The 24,933-nt window shown below is 68.1% G+C and carries 21 protein-coding genes; 11 read left to right on the forward strand and 10 right to left on the reverse strand.

Annotation, left to right across the window (positions count from 1 at the left end; all coding sequences use genetic code 11):
• Nucleotides 1–15: 15 nt before the first annotated feature.
• From AC1DVI_RS07015 to recO, 3 genes are all read right to left on the reverse strand, one after another.
• Nucleotides 16–1,113, reverse strand: a complete 1,098-nt coding sequence (locus AC1DVI_RS07015; RefSeq protein ID WP_476957311.1) for a TRAP transporter substrate-binding protein — start codon at nt 1,111–1,113, stop codon at nt 16–18.
• 474 nt (nt 1,114–1,587) lie between these two features.
• The gene (gene parC, locus AC1DVI_RS07020; protein ID WP_476957312.1) at nt 1,588–3,858 is read right to left on the reverse strand and encodes a DNA topoisomerase IV subunit A; all 2,271 of its coding nucleotides are present in this window, start codon (nt 3,856–3,858) and stop codon (nt 1,588–1,590) included.
• Between the two features lie 18 nt (nt 3,859–3,876).
• Entirely contained in the window at nt 3,877–4,599 is a 723-nt protein-coding gene (recO, locus tag AC1DVI_RS07025; RefSeq protein ID WP_476957313.1) for a DNA repair protein RecO, read from the reverse strand.
• Between the two features lie 204 nt (nt 4,600–4,803).
• Between recO and AC1DVI_RS07030 the strand changes: the two genes are divergently transcribed.
• The 3 genes from AC1DVI_RS07030 to AC1DVI_RS07040 all read left to right on the forward strand — a co-directional run bounded on the left by AC1DVI_RS07030 (nt 4,804) and on the right by AC1DVI_RS07040 (nt 8,685).
• On the forward strand, nt 4,804–7,320 hold the full coding sequence (locus AC1DVI_RS07030) for a sensor domain-containing protein (RefSeq protein WP_476957314.1): 2,517 nt from the start codon (nt 4,804–4,806) through the stop codon (nt 7,318–7,320).
• Between the two features lie 217 nt (nt 7,321–7,537).
• The gene (locus tag AC1DVI_RS07035) at nt 7,538–8,131 is read left to right on the forward strand and encodes a hypothetical protein (RefSeq protein ID WP_476957315.1); all 594 of its coding nucleotides are present in this window, start codon (nt 7,538–7,540) and stop codon (nt 8,129–8,131) included.
• 170 nt (nt 8,132–8,301) lie between these two features.
• Nucleotides 8,302–8,685 carry a hypothetical protein gene (locus AC1DVI_RS07040; protein WP_014198290.1) on the forward strand — a complete coding sequence of 128 codons (384 nt, stop codon included), beginning with the start codon at nt 8,302–8,304 and terminating at the stop codon, nt 8,683–8,685.
• A gap of 12 nt (nt 8,686–8,697) precedes the next feature.
• On the opposite strand, the gene AC1DVI_RS07045 is transcribed toward AC1DVI_RS07040, so the two are convergent.
• From AC1DVI_RS07045 to AC1DVI_RS07055, 3 genes are all read right to left on the reverse strand, one after another.
• Entirely contained in the window at nt 8,698–9,210 is a 513-nt protein-coding gene (locus tag AC1DVI_RS07045) for a hypothetical protein (protein ID WP_109070310.1), read from the reverse strand.
• A 102-nt stretch (nt 9,211–9,312) separates the two neighbouring features.
• Entirely contained in the window at nt 9,313–11,001 is a 1,689-nt protein-coding gene (locus tag AC1DVI_RS07050) for a DHA2 family efflux MFS transporter permease subunit (protein WP_476957316.1), read from the reverse strand.
• Nucleotides 11,002–11,055: 54 nt separating this feature from the next.
• Nucleotides 11,056–12,162 (reverse strand): HlyD family secretion protein, encoded by a 1,107-nt coding sequence (locus AC1DVI_RS07055; RefSeq protein ID WP_476957344.1) that lies wholly within the window; start codon nt 12,160–12,162, stop codon nt 11,056–11,058.
• 306 nt (nt 12,163–12,468) lie between these two features.
• Between AC1DVI_RS07055 and AC1DVI_RS07060 the strand changes: the two genes are divergently transcribed.
• Nucleotides 12,469–13,089 (forward strand): TetR/AcrR family transcriptional regulator, encoded by a 621-nt coding sequence (locus AC1DVI_RS07060; protein ID WP_476957317.1) that lies wholly within the window; start codon nt 12,469–12,471, stop codon nt 13,087–13,089.
• A gap of 11 nt (nt 13,090–13,100) precedes the next feature.
• Here the strand turns inward: AC1DVI_RS07060 and AC1DVI_RS07065 are convergent, their stop codons facing one another.
• Nucleotides 13,101–13,775 carry a zinc-ribbon domain-containing protein gene (locus AC1DVI_RS07065; protein ID WP_476957318.1) on the reverse strand — a complete coding sequence of 225 codons (675 nt, stop codon included), beginning with the start codon at nt 13,773–13,775 and terminating at the stop codon, nt 13,101–13,103.
• Nucleotides 13,776–14,006: 231 nt separating this feature from the next.
• On the opposite strand from AC1DVI_RS07065, the gene ftsE reads away from it, so the two are divergent.
• The 6 genes from ftsE (at nt 14,007) to AC1DVI_RS07095 (ending at nt 20,457) form a co-directional block, all read left to right on the forward strand.
• Nucleotides 14,007–14,687, forward strand: a complete 681-nt coding sequence (gene ftsE / locus AC1DVI_RS07070) for a cell division ATP-binding protein FtsE (RefSeq protein ID WP_109070314.1) — start codon at nt 14,007–14,009, stop codon at nt 14,685–14,687.
• A gap of 22 nt (nt 14,688–14,709) precedes the next feature.
• Nucleotides 14,710–15,612, forward strand: a complete 903-nt coding sequence (locus AC1DVI_RS07075; protein ID WP_476957319.1) for a cell division protein FtsX — start codon at nt 14,710–14,712, stop codon at nt 15,610–15,612.
• Between the two features lie 35 nt (nt 15,613–15,647).
• On the forward strand, nt 15,648–16,283 hold the full coding sequence (locus AC1DVI_RS07080; RefSeq protein ID WP_476957320.1) for a YdcF family protein: 636 nt from the start codon (nt 15,648–15,650) through the stop codon (nt 16,281–16,283).
• Nucleotides 16,284–16,296: 13 nt separating this feature from the next.
• The gene (locus tag AC1DVI_RS07085) at nt 16,297–17,079 is read left to right on the forward strand and encodes a lysophospholipid acyltransferase family protein (protein ID WP_476957321.1); all 783 of its coding nucleotides are present in this window, start codon (nt 16,297–16,299) and stop codon (nt 17,077–17,079) included.
• The gene (locus AC1DVI_RS07090; protein ID WP_476957322.1) at nt 17,079–18,062 is read left to right on the forward strand and encodes an alpha/beta hydrolase family protein; all 984 of its coding nucleotides are present in this window, start codon (nt 17,079–17,081) and stop codon (nt 18,060–18,062) included. Before AC1DVI_RS07085 ends, AC1DVI_RS07090 begins: the two co-directional genes overlap by 1 nt.
• Before the next feature lie 130 nt (nt 18,063–18,192).
• Nucleotides 18,193–20,457: an adenosylcobalamin-dependent ribonucleoside-diphosphate reductase gene (locus tag AC1DVI_RS07095; RefSeq protein WP_476957323.1), complete on the forward strand. Its 2,265-nt coding sequence runs from the start codon at nt 18,193–18,195 to the stop codon at nt 20,455–20,457.
• Nucleotides 20,458–20,463: 6 nt separating this feature from the next.
• Here the strand turns inward: AC1DVI_RS07095 and AC1DVI_RS07100 are convergent, their stop codons facing one another.
• From AC1DVI_RS07100 to pdxR, 3 genes are all read right to left on the reverse strand, one after another.
• Nucleotides 20,464–21,108 carry a DedA family protein gene (locus AC1DVI_RS07100; protein WP_476957324.1) on the reverse strand — a complete coding sequence of 215 codons (645 nt, stop codon included), beginning with the start codon at nt 21,106–21,108 and terminating at the stop codon, nt 20,464–20,466.
• Between the two features lie 124 nt (nt 21,109–21,232).
• On the reverse strand, nt 21,233–21,934 hold the full coding sequence (locus AC1DVI_RS07105) for a glutamine amidotransferase (protein WP_476957325.1): 702 nt from the start codon (nt 21,932–21,934) through the stop codon (nt 21,233–21,235).
• A 135-nt stretch (nt 21,935–22,069) separates the two neighbouring features.
• Entirely contained in the window at nt 22,070–23,560 is a 1,491-nt protein-coding gene (gene pdxR / locus AC1DVI_RS07110) for a MocR-like pyridoxine biosynthesis transcription factor PdxR (protein WP_476957326.1), read from the reverse strand.
• A 113-nt stretch (nt 23,561–23,673) separates the two neighbouring features.
• Between pdxR and AC1DVI_RS07115 the strand changes: the two genes are divergently transcribed.
• Nucleotides 23,674–24,912 carry a benzoate/H(+) symporter BenE family transporter gene (locus AC1DVI_RS07115; protein WP_476957327.1) on the forward strand — a complete coding sequence of 413 codons (1,239 nt, stop codon included), beginning with the start codon at nt 23,674–23,676 and terminating at the stop codon, nt 24,910–24,912.
• Nucleotides 24,913–24,933: the final 21 nt, after the last annotated feature.

Here is a 24,933-nt window from a genome sequence, read left to right on the forward strand (position 1 = left end):
GTCCAGCCTCTCTCCTTATGACTTCTTCTTCGGCGTCGGGGCCGAGTAGACGAAGTTGTCGAAGGTGTTCTCGGCGACGCGGAACCACAGATATTCCTCGTCGCGGAACTTGCGCCACTGCTCGTAGACCTTGCGGAACTTCTCGTTCTTCGCGGCCTCCTCCTCGTAGACGTCGAAGGTGGCCTGATAGCAGGCCTGCAGGATGTCGCGCGGGTAGGGCTTCAGCACCGTGCCGGCGCCGACCAGACGCTTCAGCGCGTGCATGTTCACCACGTCGTACTTGCCGACCATGTCGGCGGTCGCGTCGGCGCAGGCCGCTTCCAGAACCGCCTGATAATGCTTGGGAAGCTGCTCCCACTGCGGCAGGCTGACGAGGAAGGAGACCTGCGGGCCGCCTTCCCACCAGCCGGGATAGTAGTAGTATTTGGCGACCTTGTTGAAGCCCAGCTTCTCGTCGTCGTAGGGACCGACCCACTCCGCCGCGTCGATGGTGCCCTTCTCCAGCGCCGGATAGATGTCGCCGCCGGCGATCTGCTGCGGCACGACGCCCAGGCGTTGCAGGATGGTGCCGGCATAGCCGCCGATGCGGAACTTCAGACCCTTGAGGTCCTCAACGGACTTCAGCTCGTTGCGAAACCAGCCGCCCATCTGGGTTCCGGTGTTGCCCGCCGCGAACTGGATGATGTTGTAGCCCTTGAAGAACTCGCGCATCAGGTCCATGCCGCCGCCGTGCGTCATCCAGGCGTTCTGCTGGCGCGCGTTCAGGCCGAAGGGCATCGCCGCGTCGAAGGCGAAGGTCGGGTCCTTGCCGACGTAATAATAGGAGACGGTGTGGCCGCACTCCACGGTGCCGTCCTTCACGGCGTCCAGCACCTGCAGGCCGGGAACGATCTCGCCGCTGGCGAAGGTGCGGATCTGGAACTTGCCCTCGGTCATCTCGGCGACCCGCTTGGCCACCCGTTCGGCCCCGCCGTAGATGGTGTCCAGGCTCTTGGGAAAGCTCGAGGCGCAGCGCCACTTGATCTCGGGGTTGCTCTGCGCGATGGCGGGGGCGGCCAATGCGCTGGCGGCGACACCGACACCGGCGCTGGTGATGAAGGTACGGCGTTTCATGGCGGTCTCCTTGGGTCCTCTCGTCCCGGCGCGGGTGCACGCCGCCGTTCCGGCCCCCGGAAAGGGAGCGCGGCGTGCGAACCGAAAGGCTGTTGTTTGTTGGAAGTCTTCTGGCAACGCCGGATCGACGTCACCGTGCGGGTCACGGACCGAGACTGCCGGAGCCGATGGGACCCCGTGCCACCGCTGTGCCTTCACACGGATCTGTGGTGACCATGCGCGTGCCTCCCCTATGCCCGGCGTTCCTTCAGCCCTGATGTCCCCGTTCGGGGCACCGCTTCGGCCGACGGCACCGGGTTCCTTTTGATACGATGACTATGCCGGAATCGCGGGGCAGACTTCAAGTCCAAGCATGGCTCAACCCTACCAATTCGGGAACTTTCCGTCGGAAATTCCGCCAAAAGTGAAACGGGGAGCCTAAAGCCCCCCGTTTGCGTGCAACGTTAGGTAATCCAGGTCAGATGAAGCGCCGTTTCACGTAAAGCGGTTGACCTTGGGGAAGCCGTTGGGCGGCATCTTGCCCACGCCGGCGCGGTTGCCCAGCCAGCCGGTCAGGTTGGTGACGTTGAACTGCCGCTCGCCGTGCTTCCAGCTCAGCCCCTCGGCGATGGTGAAGACCTTGAGGTCGGACAGGCTGCCGTCCTTGTACTTCTGAAGCTGCACACCCTTGCCTCGGGCCATCACCGGCACCTGATCCAGCGGGAAGACCAGCAGCAGGCGGTTGTTGCCGATGACGGCGACATGGTCGCCCTCCGCCGGGATGCAGATCTTGGCGTCCTTGTTGTCGTCGGGGTTGAGGACCTGCTTGCCGGAACGGGTCTGGGCGACGACCTCGTTCTCCTCGACCTGGAAGCCGCGCCCGTCCTCCGACGCGACCAGCAGGCGGCGGTCGGGCTGGTGCTTGAACAGGGTGATGATGTCCGCCTCGTTGCCGAGGTCGATCATCAGCCGCACCGGTTCGCCGAAGCCGCGCCCGCGCGGCAGCTTGTCGGCGGTCAGCGTGTAGAATTTGCCGTTGGTGCCGAAGACGAGGAGCTTGTCGGTGGTCTCGCAATGGACCGAGAAGCCTTCCTTGTCGCCCTCCTTGTACTTCACGTCGAGGCGCTCGGCGTCGGTCAGGTGGCCGCGCACCGCGCGAATCCAGCCCTTCTGCGAACACAGGACGGTCAGCGGCTCGCGCTCCACCATGGCGTCGACGGGGATGTCGATGATCGCCGTCGCGACGGCCACCTGGGTCCGGCGGTCCTCGCCGAAGCGCTTGCGCGTGTCCTCCGTCTCCTTGCCGATCCGTTCCCAGCGCAGGACCGTGTCGGAGAGAAGCTCCGTCAGCCCAGCCTTCTCGGCGCTCAGCGCGTCGTTCTCGCGCTGGATCTCCATCTCCTCCAGCTTGCGCAGGTTGCGCAGCCGCATGTTGAGGATGGCCTCGGCCTGCACCTCGGTCAGGGAGAAGGCGCGCATCAGCTCCTGCTTCGGCTCGTCCTCCTCGCGGATGATGCGGATCACCTCGTCCAGATTCAGATAGGCGATCAGGTAGCCGCCCAGAACCTCCAGCCGGTGGTCGATCTTGGCCAGCCGATGCCGGGAGCGGCGCTCCAGAACCTCCATCCGATGGTCGAGGAAGGCGTCCAGCACCTCGAACAGGTTCATGACGCGCGGGGCGTTGTCCTTGCCCAGCACGTTCATGTTCATGGCGAAGCGGATTTCCAGATCGGTCGTCTGGAACAGCGAGGCCATCAGGACCTCGGGATCGACGTTGCGGCTCTTCGGCACCAGGACGAGACGCACATCCTCCGCCGACTCGTCGCGCACGTCGTCCAGCAGCAGCAGCTTGCGGTTGGTCAGAAGCTCCGCGATCTTCTCGACCAGACGGGCCTTCTGCACCTGGTACGGAACCTCGGTGACGACGACCTGCCAAGTGCCCTGCCCCAGCTTTTCCACCTCCCACTTGGCGCGCAGGCGGAAGGAGCCGCGGCCGGTCCGGTAGGCCTCCACCACGTTGGCGCGCGGCTCCACCAGCACGCCGCCGGTCGGGAAGTCGGGGCCGGAGATCAGGGTGACCAGATCCTCGATCGACGGAGGGGGAGGCGCTGCCTTGTCGGCCAGGAGAGCCTTCTCGCAGCGCTGCCGGTACTTCACGATCAGCCGCAGGGCGGAGCAGAGCTGCGCGGCGTTGTGCGGCGGGATGTTGGTCGCCATGCCGACCGCGATGCCGCTGGAGCCGTTGGCCAGCAGGTTGGGGAAGTTGGCGGGCAGGACCGCCGGCTCGTCCCCGTCGCCGTCGTAGGTCGGGCGGAAATCGACCGCGTCCTCGTCGATGCCTTCCAGCAGGGCCTTGGCGACGTCGGTCAGGCGCGCCTCGGTGTAACGCATGGCCGCGGCGTTGTCGCCGTCGATGTTGCCGAAGTTCCCCTGGCCGTCCACCAGCGGGTAACGCACCGCGAAGTCCTGCGCCAGACGGACCAGCGCGTCGTAGACCGAGGTGTCGCCGTGCGGGTGGAACTTGCCGATCACGTCGCCGACCACGCGGGCCGACTTCTTCGGCGGCGTCGAGGGGTCGAGCCTCAGCTGGCTCATGGCGTAGAGCAGCCGCCGGTGCACCGGCTTCAGCCCATCGCGCACGTCGGGCAGCGACCGCGCCATGATGGTGGACAGCGCGTAGCTCAGGTACCGCTCGCTCAGCGCGTCGCGGAGCGGCTTCTCCTGGATATCGAGGACGGGGTCTTGGGCAGGGTCTCGGGACGTCATGGCGCGTGAATACCAAATCTAGCGGCCACGCGCCACAATGTTCTCGTAACGTTCTCTTAATCGCAGCCTTGCGGGCGGCAGCGGGCCGTTCAGCAGATGACGCTCCAGGAAATGCCCGGTCAGGCGCAACCCCTCCCCGACCGCCTGCGGTCCGCCGCCGCCCAGCCCGATCAGGAATCCGGGCAGCGGCAGCAGCCGGTCGCGGTAGGGTTCCCCGGCCGACGCCGACACCGCGCGCCCGGTGCGCGGGCTGACATAGGCGAGGTAGTCGTTCGCCCCGGTGACCGCGCAGCGGTCGAGATCCAGCCCGAATCCGAGTTCCGCCAGCAGCCCGACCTCCCACCGCACATAGGACTCGGCCCAGGCGTCGCCGGCCAGCAGGCCGAACAGCGCCAACAGCCCGTCGAACAGCGCCGGGTGCGGCTGGTGCTCCGGAAGAGCGGCTTCGGCCAGCGCGCAGGCGGCGGTCAATGCCGCGAGTCGCGGCGGGTCGTCCAGGAAAGCGGCGGAATAGCCTTGCACCACCTCCAGCGTCAGGTTGCCCAGATGCTCCGGCAGGCGCCCGCGCCAGCGCGCCGACACCAGCGTGCCCGGCTCCAGCGCCGCCCGCGTCCGGCTGGACCGCCCGCCCATGACCATGCCCGCATGCCGCCCATGGTTCCGCGTCAGCAAGGTGACGACCGCCGAGGTCTCGCCATGCGGCCGCGCCGACAGCACAACCCCCTGATCGGACCATTCCATAGGCCTGCTTCCTTACGTTGACGAACCGCGGCCGACTCGCCCACGGCACCCGGGCCGGCCACGGGGCGCCCGCGACGCGGGATCGGTCAATTTTTCCGCCAGCATGGCGCAAATCCTTCGCAACGGGGCTTCATTTCTCATTCACCATTCGGGCACTATGTTGCGAGTGACAGAATGCGGGCGCACCGCAGCGGTGAGGGGGCTTTGAACAGCACGATCGAGCGATATCTGCTGGCCGAGAAAGCCGGCTCCGAGGGCGTCTGGGATTGGGACCTTCGCAACGATACGATGTTCCTGTCTCCCCGCTTCAAGGAGTTTCTCGGCCTGCCGCCGGGCGAGATCAATCGCCCGGAAGATTGGCTCGACCGCGTCCACCTGGACGACATCGACTGGCTCTACGCCTCCTTCGAAGGCCAGATGGTCGGCGTCTCGCTGCCTTTCCAGATCGAGCACCGCGTTCGTCGCATCGGAGTCGGCGCATCTCCGGGCGACAGCGACGCCAATTGGCGTTGGTTGGTCTGCCGCGGCATGGCGGTGACCGACGAATCGGGTGACCCGGTCCGTCTCGTCGGGTCGGTCGCCGACATCACCGACCGCAAGCACGCCGAACGCCAGCTGCGCAAGAGCGAGGAACGCTACGCGCTCGCCGCCGCGGCCAGCAATGACGGTTTGTGGGACTGGGATCTCGACGCCGGGACCGCCTATTACTCGCCGCGCTGGCTGTCGCTCCTCGGGCTGGAGGAAGGCAGCGTCGGCAACAGCCCGGACGAATGGATGGAGCGCGTCCATCCCGAGGACCGCCGTTCCCTGCGCGAGGCGCTCGACGCCCTGGGCGGCGCCAACACCGTGTTTCAGATCGAATACCGCGTGCACCACGCCGATGGCGGCATCCGCTGGATGGCCTGCCGCGGCATCGCCGTGCTGGACGCCCAGGGCCGCCCGGTCCGGTTGGTCGGCAGCCAGGCCGACGTCACCGACCGCAAGTCCGCCGAGCAACGCCTGCTGCAGAGCGAGGAGCGCTACGCGCTGGCCGCCGCCGGCGCCAACGACGGGCTGTGGGACTGGCGGCTGGACAACGACGAGGTCTACTACTCGCCGCGCTGGGCGGCCATGCTGGGTTTCGCCGTGGACAGCCTGTCCAACCGCATCGGCGAATGGTTCGACCGCGTGCATCCCGACGATCTGGCCGGGCTGCGCACCGCCTTCGACCTCCACCTGTCCGGCGAGCGGGAAAATCTCCAGCACGTCTTCCGCATCCGCGCCGCCGATGGGGACGAGCTGTGGATGCTGGTCCGCGGCCTCGCCGTTCGCGACGGGTCGGGCCGGTCGGTGCGGATCGCCGGCTCGATGACCGACATCACCGCCCAGAAGCGGGCGGAACAGCAACTCCTGTTCGACGCCTTCCACGACGGCATGACCGGGCTGCCCAACCGCACCCTGCTGCTGGACCGCATCGGCCAGGCGCTGGACCGCAACCGGCGGGCCGGCGGCAAGGCCTTCGCCGTCATCTTCGTCGATCTCGACCGCTTCAAGTCGATCAACGACGCGCTGGGGTCCAGCGTCGGCGACCGGCTGTTGAAAACCATCGCCGAGCGGCTGGACGAGACCCGCCGCATGGGCGACACGCTGGCCCGCTTGTCGGCGGACGAGTTCGCCGTGCTGCTGGACGGCATCGACGACGTGGGCGACGCCCTGTCGGCGGCGGAGCGCATGGGCGAGGCCGTCGCGCGGCCCTTGGCGCTGGACGGGCACGAATTCGTCCTGTCCGCCTCCATCGGCATCGCGCTCAGCGTTTCCGGCTACGACCGGGCGGAGGAGATGCTGCGCGACGCCAGCCTCGCCATGTACCGCGCCAAGTCGGGCGGGCGGGCGCGCATCGACGTGTTCGACAGCAACCTGCGCCGTCAGGCGATGGCCCAGATGCGCACGGAAACCGACCTGCGCATGGCGCTGGAGCAGAACCAGCTGGTCCTCTACTACCAGCCGATCGTCGCCCTGTCCTCGGGCCAGATCGCCGGGTTCGAGGCGCTGATGCGCTGGAAGCATCCGGAGCGCGGGCTGGTCCCGCCGGGCGAATTCATCCCGCTGGCCGAGGAATCGGGGCTGATCGTCCCGATGGGCCGCTGGGCGTTGCGCGAGGCGGCGCGCCAGCTCGGCCAGTGGCAGACCCGCTTCCCGCGCTCCACCCCGCTGTTCATGAGTGTGAACGTTTCCTCCCGCCAGTTCAGCGACGACGACCTGATCGGGCTGGTCAGCGAGGTTCTCCAGGAAAGCCGGGTCCCGCCCTCCAGCCTGAAGCTGGAGATCACGGAAAGCCTGCTGATGAAGGACCCCGCCAAGTGCCGGGTGCTGATGCAGGGCATCCGCGACATGGACGTGCGCCTGTCCATCGACGATTTCGGCACCGGCTATTCGTCGCTGTCCTACCTGCACAAGTTTCCGGCGGACACGCTGAAGATCGACCGCAGCTTCGTCCAGGCCATCTCGTCGGGCGAGGGCAACGCCGCCATCGTGCAGGTGATCGCCACGCTGGCCGCCATCCTGGGCATGGACGCGGTGGCCGAAGGCGTGGAAACCGAATTGGAGTCGGAGTTCCTGCGCGACATCATGTGCAAGTACGCGCAGGGCTACCTCTACGCCCGCCCGGCCCCCGCCGACGCCATCGAGGCGCTGCTGCTCCGCGAGGCGGAGGAACCGCTGGTCGTTCCCAGCCTGGCGTAAGGCGCCTCCCGATAATCCTTCCGCATGCCGGCGATATAATTCGCTCAGCTTCCTCCTCAGGTTGATTAATTGCGAACGACAAAGACTAAGCGCTTGATTTTGCGAAGATGTACTATCAATAATTGCAGTGAACGGTGTCGGCCGGAGATTTTCCTCCCAAGCCTATCCATGCGATGGCGCATCACCTATCAAAAACATAAAATGGAGAGAAATAACAATGATAGCGAGAAAAATTCGCGCGGCCTTCTTAGCAATTAGCTCATTGCTATTGCTCAGCGCCTGCGCCAGCACACACATGCGAGACGTTCCGGAGCCAATCGCCGCATCCAAGCCCGCTGAAAACACCGCGACACTTGTCCTGATGCGGCCATCGTTCTTCGGAGGCGCAATTCAGTCTTCGGTTTATGACATAACGACCGGCAATTCCGAATTCATCGGCATCGTGTCTGCTGGAAAAAAGATTGCTTATGAAGCCCCGGCGGGCAAGCGTCGCTTGATGGTTGTTGGAGAATCGGCGGACTTCATGGACGCTGATTTCGCACCGGAGCAAATTTATTATGCTCGCGTCGTTCCGCGACTTGGGGTGTGGAAAGCGCGCTTTTCTTTGGAACCGGTTCCAGCCTCCTCGTCCGAGCTGGAGAGCGATTTGAAATCCTGCACTTGGGTGGACAACACGCCGGCTTCGCATGATTGGGCGCGCGCAAACATTCAAAGCGTGGATGCGAAAAAGGCGGAATACCTGGAAGATTGGGAAAAGGGGGCGGACAAGCCGTTCATCGCCCGGGATGCTGGCCAGAAAGCGCGCCCGTAAAGGAGTGGCCAGAACGCCCCAGGGGTTCCCAGCAGTTGGACCTTCTGATCCGGTCAGCTGTCTGTTTCGGCCCGCTGGGGCCCTCCCCTCTCCAACGGGCACTTTCCCCCGCGCCGCCCTTTGTGCGAGTGTCCGCGCTCTTTCACCGGGACAGATCAGGATTTCGCGTTATGGCCGACCGCAACTGCGGAGAATGCACGCTGTGCTGCAAGCTGATGGGCGTGCCCGAACTGAAGAAGCCTTCGGCCAAGTGGTGCGTGTCCTGCGACCAGGGCAAGGGCTGCACCGTCTATGAGGAGCGTCCGCAATCCTGCCGGAACTTCCAGTGCTTCTGGCTGATGGACGAGAATTTCCCCGACGAGTTCCGGCCCGACCGCATCCATGCCCTGGCCGCCTTCAACGACGTGAAAGACAGCTGCGTTCTCCATGTCGATCCGGCCAAGCCGCGCGCCATGTCCAGCCCGAAGGTCAACGCCCTGATCGACGCGCTTCTCAAGAGCTACGCCAAGGTGTTCGTGCTGTCCGGCAAGGAAAGCGCGCTGATCCAGCGCTGATCGCCGGCGCGGTCACCCCCCGCGGAAGTTGAGCAGGCTCGGCGCCTTGTCGATGATCTCCTCCAGGATCAGGGAGGCGGTCTCCAGATCGCGCTCCAGGTCCGCGCCGAGCTTGCCGGCGTAGTTGGGGCGCTTCAGCTTCTCGTGGGCGTCGTGCAGGCTGCGGAGCTCCGCCACGAAGATCTCACGGGCGCCCATCGGCAGGATCGGGTTTGCCGACAGCACGAAGAAGAAGCGCATGCTCGCCCGCACGAGAAGGGCCAGCATCACCGTGTCCAGCCGCTCGAACTGGTCGCGCAGGTCGTCGGACCGGGTGTCCACAAGGTTGCGCAGCCGCTGCTCGATCAGGATCACCAGCGCCTGGAACTCGCCCACCTTGTCGCGGAACTCGCGGTAGGCGCCGAAGCTGTGCTTGCTCGCCTCATGCTCGGCCAGTTGGGCGAGCTTCGACGCCTCCCGGCACTGGCGTTCCAGCGCGGACAGCAGTTCCTTGACCTCGGCGCGGGTGTATTGGCGCTTGCTCATGACGGTGGAAAGACCCTTCGACGCGACGGCCTGCCCTATAGCACGAAGACGGGCGCCGGTCACCGGGACGCTTCACCGCGACAACGGAGCGGCGAGCTGCGATCAGTGATCCGCCGCCACCGGCTTGCCGCCGGGCCGCCTCACCAGCGGCATCAGCAGAAGCCCGGCGAAGAACACGCCGGCCATCAGCAGCAGGCAGTCGTTGAAGGTCAGCACCATCGCCTCGCGCTCAACCATGCGGGCCAGCGTCTTCATGGCGGCGGCCTGCGGGTCGGCGACCAGCCCGTCGAACTTGGCGGCCAGCCCGTCCAGAGTCTCCTGCACCAGCGGGCGGGCGAGGTTCAGATTGTCGCCCAGCCGGTTCATGTGCAGGGAGGCCCGCTCCAGCAGCACCGTGTTGATCGCCGCCAGACCGATGGCGCCGCCCAGGTTGCGCATCAGGTTGTAGAGACCGGACGCGTTCTTGAGCTGCTCCGGCGGCAGGGTGCCGAGCGCGATGGTGTTCACCGGGATGAAGCACAGCATCAGCGACAGGCCGCGCACCGCCTGCGGCAGGAACAGCTCCCAGAAGCCCGACTGGTTGGTCAGGTGGGCGTTCAGCCAGACGCCCGTCCCGAACAGGCACAGCCCCAGCGCCAGCATCACCCGCAGGTCCATCTTCTTCGACAGCACCCCGGCGATCGGTGCGGACAGGAACTGGAACGCGCCGGTCACGAACATGATCGTGCCGATCTGCAGGCTGTTCAGCCCGCGCACCCGCGCCAGGAACAGCGGCTGCAGATAGACCGCCCCGTAAAGCCCGATGCCGATGATGAAGCTGTAGAGCGAGCCGATGGCGAAGTTGCGGTCCAGGAAGGCGCGCAGTTCGACGATCGGGTTGCGGTAGGTCAGGACCCGCCAGAAGAAGCCGACGGCGGACACCGCGGCGACCACGGCGAAGATCGCCACATACTCGTCCTGGAACCAGTCCTGGCGCGGCCCTTCCTCCACCACGAACTCCAGGCTGCCGAGGAAGGCGGCCATCAGCCCCAGACCGATGAAGTCGAAGCCCTTGCGCAGCGCCGGGTTGGGCTTGTCCACGTCGACCAGCGTCCAGACCAGCGAGGTCACGGCGATGCCCGGCAGCACGTTGGCCAGGAACAGCCAGTGCCAGGAGAAGCTCTGGGTCAGCCAGCCGCCCAAAGTCGGCCCGAGCGTCGGCGCCATGGTGGCGACCAGACCGATCATCACCGACACGCCGGCCCGCTTTTCGGGCGGGAACAGGGAGAAGCTGGTGGCGAAGACGGTCGGGATCATCGCGCCGCCGATGAAGCCCTGGAGCGCCCGCCACACGATCATCGATTCGATGCTGGAGGTGAAGGCGCAGGCGACGCTGGTCAGGGTGAAGCCGGCGGCGGCGATGGTGAACAGCACGCGGGTGGAGAGAATCCGCGCCAGCATGCCGGACAGCGGGATCATCACCACCTCGGCGATGAGGTAGGAGGTCTGGACCCACGAGATCTCGTCGGCGCTGGCCGCGAGGCCCGCCTGGATCTCCGACAGGGAGCTGGAGACGATCTGGATGTCCAGGATCGCCATGAACATGCCGACGACCATGGACAGGAAGCCCAGCCAGTCGCGCGTGGTCACCGGGCGCGGTCCCGCCGTGGGCGGGGAAGAGGGAGCCGCCGCGCCCCGGCCCGCGGGGGGCGGGGGAGTTTGGAGCCGGGACGCGGCGGCCTCGCCGCCCGCGTCCGCCGGGGGATTGGCGTCGCGGGCGGTGGGCGTGTCGTCGTTGGTGATGGCGGTCATGGTCGCCCTCTCCAGGACGAAAGAGATTGGGACGAAAAGCGGTTGTTGGCGCGGTTACTTCGACGCGACCGTCCGGCCGGGAACCAGCGCGCCCATGACGGTGCCCGCGCTGTGCGGCTGCTCCTCGGCGCCGCGGGTGTCCACCTCGGCGACCACCGACAGGCCGGGGCGCAGCAGGCCGGACAGCGCGCTGTCGCGCGGCAGGGCGATGCGCACCGGCACGCGCTGGACGATCTTGGTGAAGTTGCCGGTCGCGTTCTCCGGCGGCAGCAGGCTGAACTGCGAGCCCGACGCCGGGGCGAAGCTCTCGACCCGACCCAACAGGTGCTTGTCCGGATAGGCGTCCACCTCCACCGTCACCGGCTGGCCGGGGCGCATGCGGGCGAGCTGCGTTTCCTTGAAATTGGCGACCACATAGACGTCGGGCAGCGGCACCAGCGAGAGAAGCTGCACGCCCGGACGCGCGTACTGGCCGACTTGGACGCCGCGGTTGCCGACCACCCCGTCCACAGGGGCGCGGATGACCGTGTTGTTCAGATCGTTGCGCGCGGTCTGCAGGGCGGCCTCCGCCTGACGCAGGCGGGCGTCGGTCTCGCTGCGGTTGGCGTTCAGCACGCCGACCTGATCCTGTTCCGCGACCAGCGCCGCGCGGGTGCGGGCGGTTTCGGCCACCGCCTTGCGCAGGTCGGCATCCGCCGTCTCGAACTTCTGGCGGCTGGCCCAGCTGTCACTGGCGAGCGCTCGGGTGCGGTCGAAATCCTGCTGGGCACGGCGCTGCTCGGCCTCCGCGCTGGCGACCGAGGCGGCGGCCTGATCGATGATCGCCTTCTGGAGCTGCAGTTTGCTGTCGATGGTGCCGAGCGCCGCCTTCTGAGCGGCGACGTTGGCCTCGGCCTCCGCGACCTTGGCGCGGAAGTCCTGGTCGTCCAGAACCGCCAGAACGTCGCCAGCGGCCACCTGCTGGTTCTCCGCAACCCGGACGTCCCGCACATAGGCGGAGACCTTGGGGCTCACCACCGTGATGTCGCTGTGGACATAGGCGTTGTCGGTCGACTCGAAGAAGCGCCCCTCGGTCCACCAGCCCCAGCCGGCGTAGCCGCCACCGGCCAGCGCCGCCACCGCCACACCCGACAGAACGATCTTTCGCACGGCCTTGACCATCGTGATCCAACCCACCCGTTTCGGTTCTTCGCCCGGCAGGGGCCGGCTTGCCACCGCTCCGCCGAAACTGAACCGTTCAGTTTAGTCTTGCGGAAAGATGATCGCGGGCCTACCTGTTGTCAAGAGTGAACTGAACGGTCTAGTTTTAACGTTTGGGATTGTGGTTGAATGCGGAACGCGCTACGGCAGCGGGGACTCGGCGCACGAAGTCCCGCAAGCAACGCCGGCACCGTGGTAGAACAGGACGGAAGGTCGGTTGCAGGCCCCCCGGTTCCAGCACACCCGGTTTCAGGACACGAGGAACGCATGAGCACGCTGGTCGCCCCCACCCCGGAGGCAGGATCGAAGCCCGCGCAGATCCTGGAGGCCGCCGCAAAGCTGTTCCTGGACCATGGCTACGGCGCCGTCAGCATGGACGCCGTCGCCAAGACGGCCAACGTGTCCAAGGCGACCCTCTACGCCCATTTCGGTAGCAAGGACGAGTTGTTCCGCGTCATGGTCGCCCGCGAATGCAAGGGACAGGCGATGGCCGCCGTCTGCGACGAGGCGCGTACGCTCGACATGGCCGACGGGCTGCGCCTGATCGCCCGCCATTTCGTCACGCTGATCCTGTCGCCGCAGGCGCTGGCCGGCTACCGCGTGGTGGTCGGCGAGGCGCACCGCTTCCCCGAGCTGGCGAGCGCCTTCTACGAGGCCGGCCCGGCCCGGACCATGGAGCACATCAGCGCCTTCATGACGGACCTCGACCGCCGCGGCCTGCTGCGCATCCCCGACCCGCAATTGGCGGCGGAGCAGTTCGTCGGACTCGTCAAGTCGCACACGCATCTGCGCTTCATGCTGTGCCTGTCGGAACGCCCGACCGAGGAGCAGCTGACCCGGATCGTCGACGGCGCGGTTTCCCTGATCATCCGGGGCTACGCGCCATAACGAAACTGGGTTCAGCGCCCCCCGTCGAAGGTGATCATGACCTCCAGCACCCCGGCGGCGTCCGCCTGGACATCGCGGAAGGTGGCGATCTCACCGGGAAGGATCTGCGGCGGCACCGGTTCGACGGTCCAGTTCCTCAACGGCTGACGGTCGGCGCCCAGCGCGGTGACCCGCAGCGCCGGCACCATGCGCGCCGTCTCGGAGACGTTGAGAATCTGCCCTTCCACCAACAGAGCCGTCTTGCCATCCTCGGCCTTCTGTTCCGAGCGGACGTTCTGAAGCTGGAGACCACTGCCCGGCGGTTCCACAGGCAGGCCGACCGTCTCGTAGAACAGGGCGGCCGGAGGCCACAACCGCACCACGGTGGCACGGCCGAAATAGCCGGCGGCGCCGATGGCCACCAGCACCGCCACGAAGGCCCCCCAGCCGACCAGCGCCCGGCGTCGCGCTCCCACCGCCGCCGCGGACTTGGCAGGCGCCTTCTTCTTGGAGGATTGCGTTTTGGAGGAGGGCGGCGGGACCGGGTGGAACTCGGTCACCGCGTCGGGATGGAAGACGGACTCGTCCTGCGGCGACTGCCACCACATGTGGCCGCATTGGGCGCAACGCACCTTCCGGCCCTGCGGACCGACCGCCGAATCGGCAAGAGTGTACCGTGTGTCGCAGGCCGGGCAGGTGATGATCATAGATGCCGATCGTTGTCACCGAAATTGCAGACTGTCCTTATAGGTAGTCATGAGGTGTGAAGCAAGGAACGCACGGGCGCCGCGCGCGGCCGTCCCAAACCGGATGATCGGTGCCGCGATCGGTGCCGCAGGACGGACAGCGGTGGACGCGCCGGCCCCTGCCGGTGCATTGTCCATCCGCGCACCCGGCGGGACGCCGCCGGGGCCTTCCGTTGCGCCTTTGGTGGGACCGTGATCCGTTTCGAGAATGTGGGACTGCGCTATGGCACCGGACCGGAGGTGCTGCGCGACATCAGCTTCACCCTGCCGCCCGGCTCGTTCCATTTCATGACGGGGGCGAGCGGGGCCGGCAAGTCGTCGCTGCTGAAGCTGATGTATCTGGCGCTCCGCCCGTCGCGCGGGCTGGTCACCCTGTTCGGCAAGGACATGGCGCGGGTCAAGCGCGCCGACCTGCCGGCGCTGCGCCGCCAGATCGGCGTGGTGTTCCAGGACTTTGCCCTGCTCGACCATCTCTCGGCGCTCGACAACGTGGCGCTGCCGCTGCGCATGGGCGGTGCCCGCGAATCGGATGTGGTGGAGCACTGCACGGAGATCCTGCGCTGGGTCGGGCTGGGCAACCATCTGAACTCCCTGCCCTCCACCCTGTCGGGCGGGCAGCAGCAGCGCGTCGCCATCGCCCGCGCGGTCATCAACCGCCCGCGCCTGCTGCTGGCCGACGAGCCGACCGGCAACGTCGACGACGGCATCGGCATGCGCCTCCTCTATCTGTTCGAGGAGCTTCACAAACTGGGCACCACCGTGGTCATCGCCTCCCACAACGAGGCGCTGATCCGCCGCTTCGAGCACCCGCGCCTGATGCTGGAGAACGGACGCCTGCACGTCCTGCCGGCGCACGCCTCGCGCTGGGCCTGACGCGGAGGAAAGGAGACACGCCATGGCCCTGCCGCCGCTGACCCGCCGAAACTCCGACCTGCCGCTGGCGAAGGACCCGACCTCGCGCTTCCTCATGGGATTGACCGCGCTGATGGTCTATCTGGCGGCGCTGGCGCTGGCCGGAGCCCTGCTCGTCTCCGACATGACCCGGCGCTGGGACAGTGGTCTGGCCGGCGGGCTGACGGTGCAGATCATGCCGCTCCCCGACAGCGCCCAGGGCGCCCCGCTGGAGGAGCGGACGGAGGCCGCGCTGACCGTTCTGCGCTCGACTCCGGGCATTTCGACCGCCAGCGTCCTGTCCAGCGGCGACGTCGGGCGGCTGCTCGAACCCTGGCTGGGCAAGGAGGCCGCCGACCCGCTGCTGCCGATGCCGCGGCTGATCGACGTGATGACCAACGGGCCGGTGGACACGGCGGCGCTGTCCGCGCGCCTGACCTCCGCCGCCCCCGGCGCCACGCTGGACGACCACGCGGTGTGGCTGGCCGACCTGCGCCGCTTCGCCGGGGCGATGCATCTGGCGGCGCTGGGCATCGTCGCGCTGATCGGCGGGGCGGGCGTGATGGCGGTGATCTTCGCCGTGCGCTCCGGCCTCGCCATCCACCGCCATGTGGTGGAACTGCTGCACCTGATGGGGGCCACCGATCGCTATGTGGCGCGGCAGTTCGAATCGCACGTCATCGGCCTGACCCTGCGCGGCGGGATGACCGGGCTGCTGCTGGCCGCCGGCACGCTGGGCGGGATCGGCCACGCCGCCGCCGGGCTTCACGCCAGCCTGCTGCCCGACCTCGCCACCTCGCCCTGGTGGGCCGTCGCCGCGCTGGCCGCCGTGCCGCTGGCCGCCTGCCTGCTGGCCGCCCTGACCGCGCGCTGGACGGTGCTGCGCACGCTGGAGTCGATGCCGTGACCGCCGGCCCGCTCCGTCGGTCCGGAGGCTGAGGGATGGCCCACTCGCGGCGCGCCCGCGTCCTGCGGGCTTTGCGACGGCTGCTGCTGCTGGCGATGCTGGGCGGGCTGGCGTGGCTCGGCGGGCTGTTCTGGTTCGCCGCGTCGATTCCCCGAACCCCACCGCCGCCCGGCAGCGCCGAGGCCACCCGCAACACCGACGCCATCGTCGTGCTGACCGGCGGCAGCGGCCGGCTGAGCACCGGGCTGGAACTGCTGGCCGATGGGCGGGCGCACCGGCTGTTCGTGTCCGGAGTCTATGAGGGGCTGGAGGTGCAGGAGCTTCTGAAACGCTCCCGCCAGTTCCCCGGCGAGATGGAATGCTGCATCACGCTCGGCTACTCGGCGGACAGCACGGTCGGCAACGCCTACGAGACGGCGGACTGGCTGCGCGCGCAGGGCTACGGCTCGATGCGGCTGGTCACCGCCAATTACCACATGATGCGCAGCCTGCTGGAGTTCCGCATGGTGATCCCGGAGGTTGAGGTGGTGCCCCACCCCGTCGCCTCCCCCAACGTGCATCTGAACGACTGGTGGCTGTGGCCGGGCACAGCGAGCCTGCTGATGACCGAATACAACAAATACATTGTGACGCGGCTTCGCTACGCGCTTGAGAAGCTGATCGAATCCTGACAAGTTCCCGGCCATGATCTTCCTGCGTTCCCTCGCCTTCAACGTCGCCTTCTATGTGTGGACGGCGATCATCTGCGTCGGCATCCTGTGGTCGCTGCTGCTGCCGCGACGCAGCATGATCCGCGTGATCACGTGGTATTTCGGCACCGTCTCGTGGTTGGAGCGCACGCTCGTCGGCATCCGTTACGAGGTGCGCGGGCGGGAGCATGTTCCCCAGAGCGGGTCCTTCCTCCTGGCCGCCAAGCACCAGTCGGCCTGGGAGACGATGAAGCTGCACTTCCTCGTCAACGATCCGGCGATCATTCTGAAGCGGGAGCTTCTGTGGATTCCCATCTGGGGCTGGTACGCCGCCCGATCCCGGATGATCGCCGTCGACCGCGGCGCCAAGGGCCGCGCCGTCGCCTCGATGGTCCGGAACGCCCGCCCGGTGCGGGACGAGGGGCGGCCCATCGTGATCTTCCCGCAGGGCACGCGGGTCGCCGTCGGCGCCTATCGCCCCTACCGGATCGGCGTCGGCGTGCTCTACGACCATCTCAAAATCCCCATCGTGCCGATGGCGCTGAACGCTGGCCTGTACTGGGCGCGCAACAGCTTCATCAAGCGGCCCGGCACCGTGATCGTGGAGTTCCTGCCCCCCATCCCGGCGGGTCTGGGCCGCGCCAAGGCCATGAAGGAGCTGGAGGAGCGGCTGGAAGCGGCCACCGACCGGCTGGTCGTCGCCGCGGGCGGCCCGGCGACCGTGCGGCCGAAGGCGGCGGAACCGGTCACCGCCGACGTGGCCGAAACCGCGTCCTGATGCGCCGGGGCGCGGCCTTCGCCTTTCTCGCCGGTCTTGTGCTGGCGATGTCGATGGCGACGGACGCCCACGCCCAGTCGCAGCCGAGCGCGGAACGCTTCTCCAACGCCGCGGTCACCGGGGGCGTCACCATCACCCGCAAGGCCTGCGCCATGCTGGAGGCCCAGGAAACCGCCGCCTGGGTCGAGGTCGACGGGCATGGGGAATGCCTGCGCTACTACGCGGCGGGCCTGCGCCCCGCCCCCGGCCCCAACCCCATCGCCGCGGCCTGGATGCACGGCGACATCATGGGGACCAAGCCGACCTCCGTCGGCCATCAGGAAGGGCTGGGCGTCGCCGCCATGATCGATCAGGAGCGCGCCCTGGCGGAGCGGTTCCGCATCCCCTTCCTGTTCCTCGCCCGGCCCGGCGCCTACGGCAGTTCCGGCCGTTTCTGGACGACGCGCCACACGCCGCGCGAGGCGGCCCTGATGAACGCCCTGCTCGACGTCCTGAAGGCCCGCTACGGCGTGACGGCATGGGCGCTGGGCGGGCACAGCGCCGGCGGCACGCTGACCGCCGAGTTCCTGGCCCGCCGCAATGACCTGCGCTGCGCGGTCATCTCCTCCGGCGCGCCGGCCTACCGCGCCTATCTGGAGGCGCGCGGGCTGCGGTCGCTGTTGGCCCGCCCGCAGGGCTGGTTCGACCCAGCCGCATCGCTCGACCGCATCCCGCCCGATCCCGAACGCCGCGTCTTCGTCATCGGCGACCCGCGCGAGACCAACATCCCGTTCCACACCCAGCGCGGTTATTTCGACGCCCTGGTGGAACGCGGGCACGCGGCGTGGCTGGTGCCGCTGGAGCGGGCACCCGCCCCGCGCCACCACAGCCTCGTGGACTTCGGCGAAACCGCTCTCGGCCTGTGCGGGTCTGACGCCGACAGCGGGCACATCCTGGCGACGCTCAAGGCCATGCCGGACCAGCGGGACCGCATCAGCAACTGACGGGCGGAACGCAAGAGGAACGGCCGGGGCGCCCACGCGGTTGACCCCCGCGCGGGCGCCCCCTACTCTTCGGGCACCGCTGTCGGCGGGCCGGCGCTGCGGACCGGCCGCCCGCGCAAGGGGAGGACGCATGACGGGGATCGCCGCAATTTCCCAGCGGATCTGGGACATGAAGTACCGCTTCAAGTCCGCCGCGGGCGATCCCATCGACCAGACCGTCGCCGACACCTGGCGCCGCGTCGCCACGGCGCTCGCCGCGCCCGAGTCCGATCCTCAGGTCTGGGCGCCGCGCTTCGAACGGGCGCTGTCCCGTTTCGAATTCCTGCCCGCCGGGCGCATCCTGGCCGGGGCCGGCACCGGGCGGACGGTGACGCTGTTCAACTGCTTCGTCATGGGACGGATCGAGGACGACCTCGGCGCCATCTTCGCCCATCTGCGCGAAGCGGCGCTGACCATGCAGCAGGGCGGCGGCATCGGCTACGACTTCTCCACCCTGCGGCCCAAGGGCGCCCTCGTGAAGGGCGTGGGCGCCGACGCCTCCGGCCCGCTGTCCTTCATGGACGTGTGGGACAGCATGTGCCGGACCATCATGTCGGCGGGCGCCCGGCGCGGCGCGATGATGGCGACCCTGCGCTGCGACCACCCCGACATCGAGGATTTCATCGACGCCAAGCGCGAGCCCGGCCGGCTGCGCATGTTCAACCTGTCGGTCCTGGTCACCGACGCCTTCATGGACGCCGTGCGCGAGGACCGGCCCTGGCCGCTGGTTTTCGACGGGCAGGTCCACCGCGAGGTGCGGGCCCGCGGCCTGTGGGACCGCATCATGCAGGCCACCTACGCCTATGCGGAGCCGGGCGTCATCTTCATCGACCGGGTGAACGGGCAGAACAACCTGGGCTATTGCGAGTCCATCTCCGCCACCAACCCCTGCGGGGAGCAGCCGCTGCCCCCCTACGGCGCCTGCCTGCTCGGCTCGATCAACCTCGCCGCCCTGGTGCTCGACCCGTTCGAGGAGACGGCCCGGCTCGATACAGACCGGCTGAAGGAGCTGACGGCGCTCGCCGTGCGGATGATGGACAATGTGGTCGACGCCTCGCGCTTCCCGTTGGAACCGCAGGCGCAGGAGGCCCACGCCAAGCGCCGCATCGGGCTGGGCGTCACCGGGCTGGCCGACGCGCTGATCCTCTGCCGCGCGCGCTACGGCGGCGAGGCGGCGGTGGCGCTGACCGAGTCCTGGCTGAGGATCATCCGCAACGAGGCCTACCGCGCTTCCGCCCTGCTCGCCGCGGAGAAGGGCGCCTTCCCGCTCTACGACCGCGACGCCTATCCGAACGCCCCGATGGTGCGTGGGCTGGACGAGGACGTGCGCGCCCTGATCGCCGAGCATGGCATCCGCAACGCCCTTCTGACCTCCATCGCGCCGACGGGCACGATCTCGCTGTTCGCCGACAACGTGTCGTCGGGGATCGAGCCGGTCTTTTCGTACAGCTACGAGCGCACCGTCCTGATGCCCGACGGCACCCGCCGCACGGAGGAGGTGAGCGACCACGCCTACCGCCTGTTCCGCGCGCGGTTCGGCAACGACGCCCCCCTGCCCGACTGGTTCGTGGACGCGCAGTCCCTGACCCCGGCGGAGCATGTGGTGATGCAGGCGGCCGCGCAGCGCCATGTGGACAGCTCCATCTCCAAGACCATCAACTGTCCGGAGGACCTGCCCTTCGACGCCTTCAAGGACGTCTACTGGCAGGCCTACGAGCTGGGCTGCAAGGGCTGCACCACCTACCGCCCGAACGCGGTCACCGGCTCCGTCCTGTCAGTGAAGAAGGAAGGGGCGGCCTCGCCTCCCGTTCCGATGGCCAAGCCGCCCGACCGTCCGGAGACCCTGCCGGGCGAAACCTACAAGGTGCGCTGGCCGGACAGCGACCACGCCATGTACATCACCATCAACGACATCGTGGAGGACGGCCGCCGCCGGCCCTTCGAGGTCTTCATCAACTCCAAGAACATGGAACATTACGCCTGGACGGTGGCGCTGACGCGGATGATCTCCGCGGTGTTCCGCCGCGGCGGCGAGGTCGGCTTCGTGGTGGAGGAGTTGAAGGCGGTCTTCGACCCGCGCGGCGGCGCCTGGATGCAGGGCCGCTACGTCCCTTCGCTGCTTGCGGCCATCGGCGACGTGATCGAACGGCATCTGAAAGCCATCGGCATGCTGCCGAACGACGGGGCGCCGAGCGCACCTCCATCCGCCGACTTCGAACGCAATTCCGCGGCCGTGGTCATCGGAACCGAACCGACCAATCTCCGGCAATGCCCGAAATGCGGCCAGCCCGGCCTGATCCGGCAGGAAGGCTGCGACAACTGCCTGAACTGCGGCTACTCCAAATGCGGTCCATAAGGGCGGTCAGCAGCGGGACGGCTCGCCGGAAATCGGCGGCGCCGGCACGCAGGGCGTGTCGCCTCCATTCCGGGTAACGGCCGGCGTCGCCCTGGCGCCGGACAGGAGTTCGTCGATGCCGACCCCTTTCGCAATGGCGATGCCGGGCGCCATCATCAGGGGCACCCAGATCACCGCGGACAGCAGGTTGGCGGTCTGGAAGCTGTGGTGGGGCATCGCCATCATCCCGGCGGTGATCGGCACCACCGGCCGCAGCGGGCCGAGGAAGCGGGCGAGGAACACGCTCTTGCCACCGTGGCGCAGGAAGAAGCGGCTGCCCCGCTCCAGAAGCTCGGGCCGCTGGCGGAACGGCCAGACGACCGGGACACGATCGCCGAACACCCGGCCGAGCCAGTAGGACACGGCGTCGCCCAGCACCGCGCCCAGCGCGAGGGCAACATAGACCTGCCAGAAGCCGAGGGCACCGGAGGCGACCAGCGCGCCTCCCGCGGCGATCAGCACCACGCCCGGCACCACGAACCCGACGAAGGCCAGGGACTCCGCGAAGGCGCACAGGAAGAAGATCACCTCCGCCCAGGAGGCGTTCGCTTCGATGAAGGCACTCCAACGCTCCATGCCGTCGATCAGCACGTTCCTTGCTGCGTCGTTCATTCAAGTTCCCTGCCAAGTTCCCTGTGAGGCGGCTCGTTGGAGCGGACTGTGCCACAGATCGGCGCCACAGATCGGCAACGTCGTGCAGATCGGTGAAAATCCCATCCCGCCTCGCCGCACAGGGTCAGGCCACACCCTGAAGCCACTCGGCCAGCATCTTTCGCCCGGCCTCGCGCAACTCCGGGCCGATCCGCGCCGCTTGCCCACGCAGCACGCGCGGGTCGATGCCGGCCCCCGCCAATTCGGCGGCATGCCCCGTCAGCCATCGCTCGATGCCGGCGGCCACATCGACCTCCGGATGGAATTGCAGGGCCAGCGCATGGCGGCCAACCGCGAACCCCTGGGTTGCGCAGAGCGGCGTCGACGCCAAGCTCTCCGCCCCGGCGGGGATCTGAAAAGCGTCCCCGTGCCAGTGGAGCACCGGGACACCCTCCAGATGACGAAGCGGCCCAGCCCTCCCGGCATCGGTCAGCGTAAGCGGGCCGAAGCCGATTTCCTTGTGGCCCATCGGGCGCACCGCCGCGCCGAGCGCCGTGGCGATCTGCTGCGCACCCAGGCAGATGCCGAGCGTCGGGCGCTCCGCGGCCAGCCTCGCCATCAGGAGTGAGGATTCCTCGGCGAGATACGGGTAGGCGTCGCTTTCATAGACCCCGACGGGACCGCCGAGGACGATCAGCAAATCCGGCTCCAGCGGATCAAGCGTCGCGAAAGGCGCCGCGTCGAGATCGTGATAACGCACCGTGTAGCCGGCATCCGACAGCACCGCGCCGAAGATGCCGAGGTCTTCAAAATGGACGTGCCGGATCGCCACCGCTGTCTTGTGCATGAAGCGCCCTCCCTTCCCGCGCGGGGAACGTCGTGGATTGGTCGGCTCCCCAATAGCAGGAAAATGGCCCGCTATACCCCGCCACTTTCCAGCAGGTGCCCAGACCAATCATCCGACACAGGGCTTCCGGCCAGCCTATCGCCTCGCCGCCGCGCGAAACGCCTTCTCCAGCGTCCTGACCGCGGCCTCGATCTCGAAAGGCGTGTAGGCCGCGAAGCCCATCAGGAAACCGGGCTTGCCGTCGCCGGCGGCGTGCAGCGCCGACAGGCCGAGCAGTTCGATCCCGGCCCGCCGCGCCGCGTCGACAGCGACGCGCTCCGTAAGGTCGCCGGTCAGCAGGCAGGGCATCTGCAGACCGCCGATGGGAACCTGCGGCTCGACGAAATCCGACAGGTGCTTGGCGACGAGACCCGCCAGCGCGTCGAGGCGCTCGGCGTAGACGCCGCGCATGGTCCGCACATGCGCCCCGAAATGCCCGCCCTCCATGAAGCGGGCCAGCGTGAGCTGCGCCATCGGCGCCGTATGGCCATCCAGCAGGGTGCGCGCGACGGTCATCGGCTTCACGAGCGGCGACGGCAGCACGGCGTAGCCGATCCGCAATCCGGGAAAGAGCGATTTGGTGAAGGTGCCGATGTAGATGGTGCGGCCATGCGGATCGAGCCCCTGCACGCAGGCCGTCGGCTTGCCCGCGTAGCGGAACTCGCTGTCGTAGTCGTCCTCGATGATCCAGGCCTGATGCCGGGCCGCCCACTCGATCAGAGCCAGACGACGGTCCAGCGCCAGAGTGGCACCGGTCGGGAACTGGTGGGACGGCGTCAGGAACACCGCCTTCGCCCTGCCCGGCTCGGCCAGGATCTGGTCGACGACGATGCCCTGCCGGTCGACGCGGATCGGAACGCAGTCCAGCCCCGCCGCCTCGAACGCCTTGCGCGCCCCGTAATAGGCCGGGTCCTCCAGGAAGATGCCGTCGCCAGGATCGAGCAGCATGCTCGCGCAGAGCGCCATCGCCTGTTGCGAGCTGGTCAGCACCAGGACGCGGTCGGCGGTGGCGCGCGCGCCGCGTTCCAGGTTCACATAATCGGCGATGGCGCGGCGCAGCGGTTCGGTCCCCTGCGGATCGCCGTGGAACAGGCTTTGCGCGCCGACCTCCTTGCGCACCTGCCGTTCCAGCCGCTCCCAGAGCGCGAGCGGAAAGGTCCAAGTTTCCGGAACGCCGTGGGCGAAGGGCCGCGGCACCGGCATCTCGCGCACGCCGCCGCCCTCGAACACGGCGGCCCCGCGGCGGCTGAGAGCCGGTGCCTGATCGCTCGGGAACGTGTCACGCCGGGGCAGGCGTCGGCCGGGGGTGAACTCGGTGATCTCCGCGACGAAGCTGCCGCTGCCTACGCGCCGGTCGATGAAGCCTTCGGCGTGAAGCTGGGCGTAGGCCGCCTCGATCGTGTCGCGCGACACCCCCAGCGAGGCGGCGAGCGCGCGCGAGGCGGGCAGCGGCTTGCCCGGCCCGAGCGCGCCGTCGACGATGAGCTGTCGGACGGCCCGCTGAATCCGCGCGTGGAGCGGCATCGCCGCGTGGGCGGGATTGGCGATCCACGCCTTCACGGACTCGAGTTGGGAATGCCGGAACAATTGGTCTGGCCTTCTTGGGAAAAGTGGATGGGCACATCAGGCCATTGTCCGGGTAGTTGTCAAGGCCGCTCATTGCCCTTGCGGCCCGAACCGTCCGGAGGTCCCGCGCAACCATGCCACCCAATTTCGCTCCCATCCGCCTTAACGACCTCACCCACCCCGTCGTGGCGGGCCTGATCTCGGTCATCGTCAATTACGGCGGCACCTTCATCCTGGTCTTCCAGGCGGCGAAGGTCGCGGGCCTGGACCCCGACCTCACCGCCTCCTGGGTCTGGTCGGTCTCCATCGGCGTCGGGTTGACCGGGCTGTTCCTGAGCTGGCGCCATCGCGAGCCGATCATCACCGCCTGGTCCACCCCGGCCGCGGCGTTCCTCGTCACCGCGCTGGCGACGACGCCCCACGCCGAGGCGGTCGGCGCCTACATGATCTCGGCGGCGGCCTTCGTCGCGCTCGGCCTGTCGGGCTGCTTCGAGAAGGTCATCCGGCTGATCCCGCCCGGCATCGCCTCCGGCCTCCTCGCCGGCATCCTGCTGCCTTTCGGTATCGGGGCATTCGGCGGCGCCAGCGTCGATCCGCTGCTGGTCGGCCTGCTGATCGTCGCCTATGTCGCGCTGAAGCGGTTTTCCGCCCGCTACGCCGTGGTGGGCATCCTCGTCCTCGGACTGGCCTTCCTGCTGACGCAGGGCCGCGTCGATCTGTCGGGCCTGTCGCTGGAGTTCGCCGCCCCGGTTTTCACCGCGCCGGAATTCTCGCTGAACGCCTTGCTGTCCGTCGCGCTGCCGCTGTTCCTGATCACGCTGTCCGGCCAGTACATGCCGGGGATGCTGGTCCTGCGGAACGACGGCTTCAAGACGAGCGCCAACCCCATCGTGACCGTGACCGGCCTCGGCTCGCTGCTCATGGCCCCGTTCGGCTCCCACGCCTTCAACATCGCCGCCATCACCGCCGCCATCGCCACCGGCAAGGAGGCGCATGAGGACCCGTCCAAGCGCTGGATCGCCGGGATCGCGGCGGGTGTCTTCTACGTGCTCGTCGGCGTGTTCGGGGTGACGCTGGCCGCCGTCTTCATGGCGTTTCCCGCGACCTTCATCACCGCGCTCGCCGGTCTGGCGCTGCTCGGCACCATCGGCGGCAGCCTGGCCGGGGCGATGGCCGACCCGGCGTCCCGCGAGGCGGCGCTGATCACCTTCCTGGCGTCAGCCGCGAACATCAAGCTGCTCGGCATCGGCGGGACGTTCTGGGGCCTGCTGATCGGACTCGTCGCCCACCTCGTCCTCAACGGGCACCTGCGCCTGCCGCGCCGCAGCCTGGCGATAAGAAAGGGGGCGGTGACCGAGGGGGCGACCCCGTAACCGATCGCCAAGGCCCTGTGA

Source organism: Azospirillum sp. P4_B5, assembly GCF_056402275.1.

Bases quoted from the DNA above. Each gene is read 5' to 3' on its own strand.
- AC1DVI_RS07105 (WP_476957325.1), bottom strand. From the start codon at position 21,934: ATGCACAAGACAGCGGTGGCGATCCGGCACGTCCATTTTGAAGACCTC.
- AC1DVI_RS07035 (WP_476957315.1), top strand. From the start codon at position 7,538: ATGATAGCGAGAAAAATTCGCGCGGCCTTCTTAGCAATTAGCTCATTG.
- recO (WP_476957313.1), bottom strand. From the start codon at position 4,599: ATGGAATGGTCCGATCAGGGGGTTGTGCTGTCGGCGCGGCCGCATGGC.
- AC1DVI_RS07015 (WP_476957311.1), bottom strand. From the start codon at position 1,113: ATGAAACGCCGTACCTTCATCACCAGCGCCGGTGTCGGTGTCGCCGCC.
- AC1DVI_RS07065 (WP_476957318.1), bottom strand. From the start codon at position 13,775: ATGATCATCACCTGCCCGGCCTGCGACACACGGTACACTCTTGCCGAT.
- AC1DVI_RS07050 (WP_476957316.1), bottom strand. From the start codon at position 11,001: ATGACCGCCATCACCAACGACGACACGCCCACCGCCCGCGACGCCAAT.
- AC1DVI_RS07055 (WP_476957344.1), bottom strand. From the start codon at position 12,162: ATGGTCAAGGCCGTGCGAAAGATCGTTCTGTCGGGTGTGGCGGTGGCG.
- AC1DVI_RS07095 (WP_476957323.1), top strand. From the start codon at position 18,193: ATGACGGGGATCGCCGCAATTTCCCAGCGGATCTGGGACATGAAGTAC.
- AC1DVI_RS07115 (WP_476957327.1), top strand. From the start codon at position 23,674: ATGCCACCCAATTTCGCTCCCATCCGCCTTAACGACCTCACCCACCCC.
- AC1DVI_RS07080 (WP_476957320.1), top strand. From the start codon at position 15,648: ATGGCCCACTCGCGGCGCGCCCGCGTCCTGCGGGCTTTGCGACGGCTG.
- AC1DVI_RS07100 (WP_476957324.1), bottom strand. From the start codon at position 21,108: ATGAACGACGCAGCAAGGAACGTGCTGATCGACGGCATGGAGCGTTGG.
- AC1DVI_RS07040 (WP_014198290.1), top strand. From the start codon at position 8,302: ATGGCCGACCGCAACTGCGGAGAATGCACGCTGTGCTGCAAGCTGATG.
- AC1DVI_RS07045 (WP_109070310.1), bottom strand. From the start codon at position 9,210: ATGAGCAAGCGCCAATACACCCGCGCCGAGGTCAAGGAACTGCTGTCC.
- AC1DVI_RS07075 (WP_476957319.1), top strand. From the start codon at position 14,710: ATGGCCCTGCCGCCGCTGACCCGCCGAAACTCCGACCTGCCGCTGGCG.
- parC (WP_476957312.1), bottom strand. From the start codon at position 3,858: ATGACGTCCCGAGACCCTGCCCAAGACCCCGTCCTCGATATCCAGGAG.
- AC1DVI_RS07090 (WP_476957322.1), top strand. From the start codon at position 17,079: ATGCGCCGGGGCGCGGCCTTCGCCTTTCTCGCCGGTCTTGTGCTGGCG.
- AC1DVI_RS07060 (WP_476957317.1), top strand. From the start codon at position 12,469: ATGAGCACGCTGGTCGCCCCCACCCCGGAGGCAGGATCGAAGCCCGCG.
- AC1DVI_RS07085 (WP_476957321.1), top strand. From the start codon at position 16,297: ATGATCTTCCTGCGTTCCCTCGCCTTCAACGTCGCCTTCTATGTGTGG.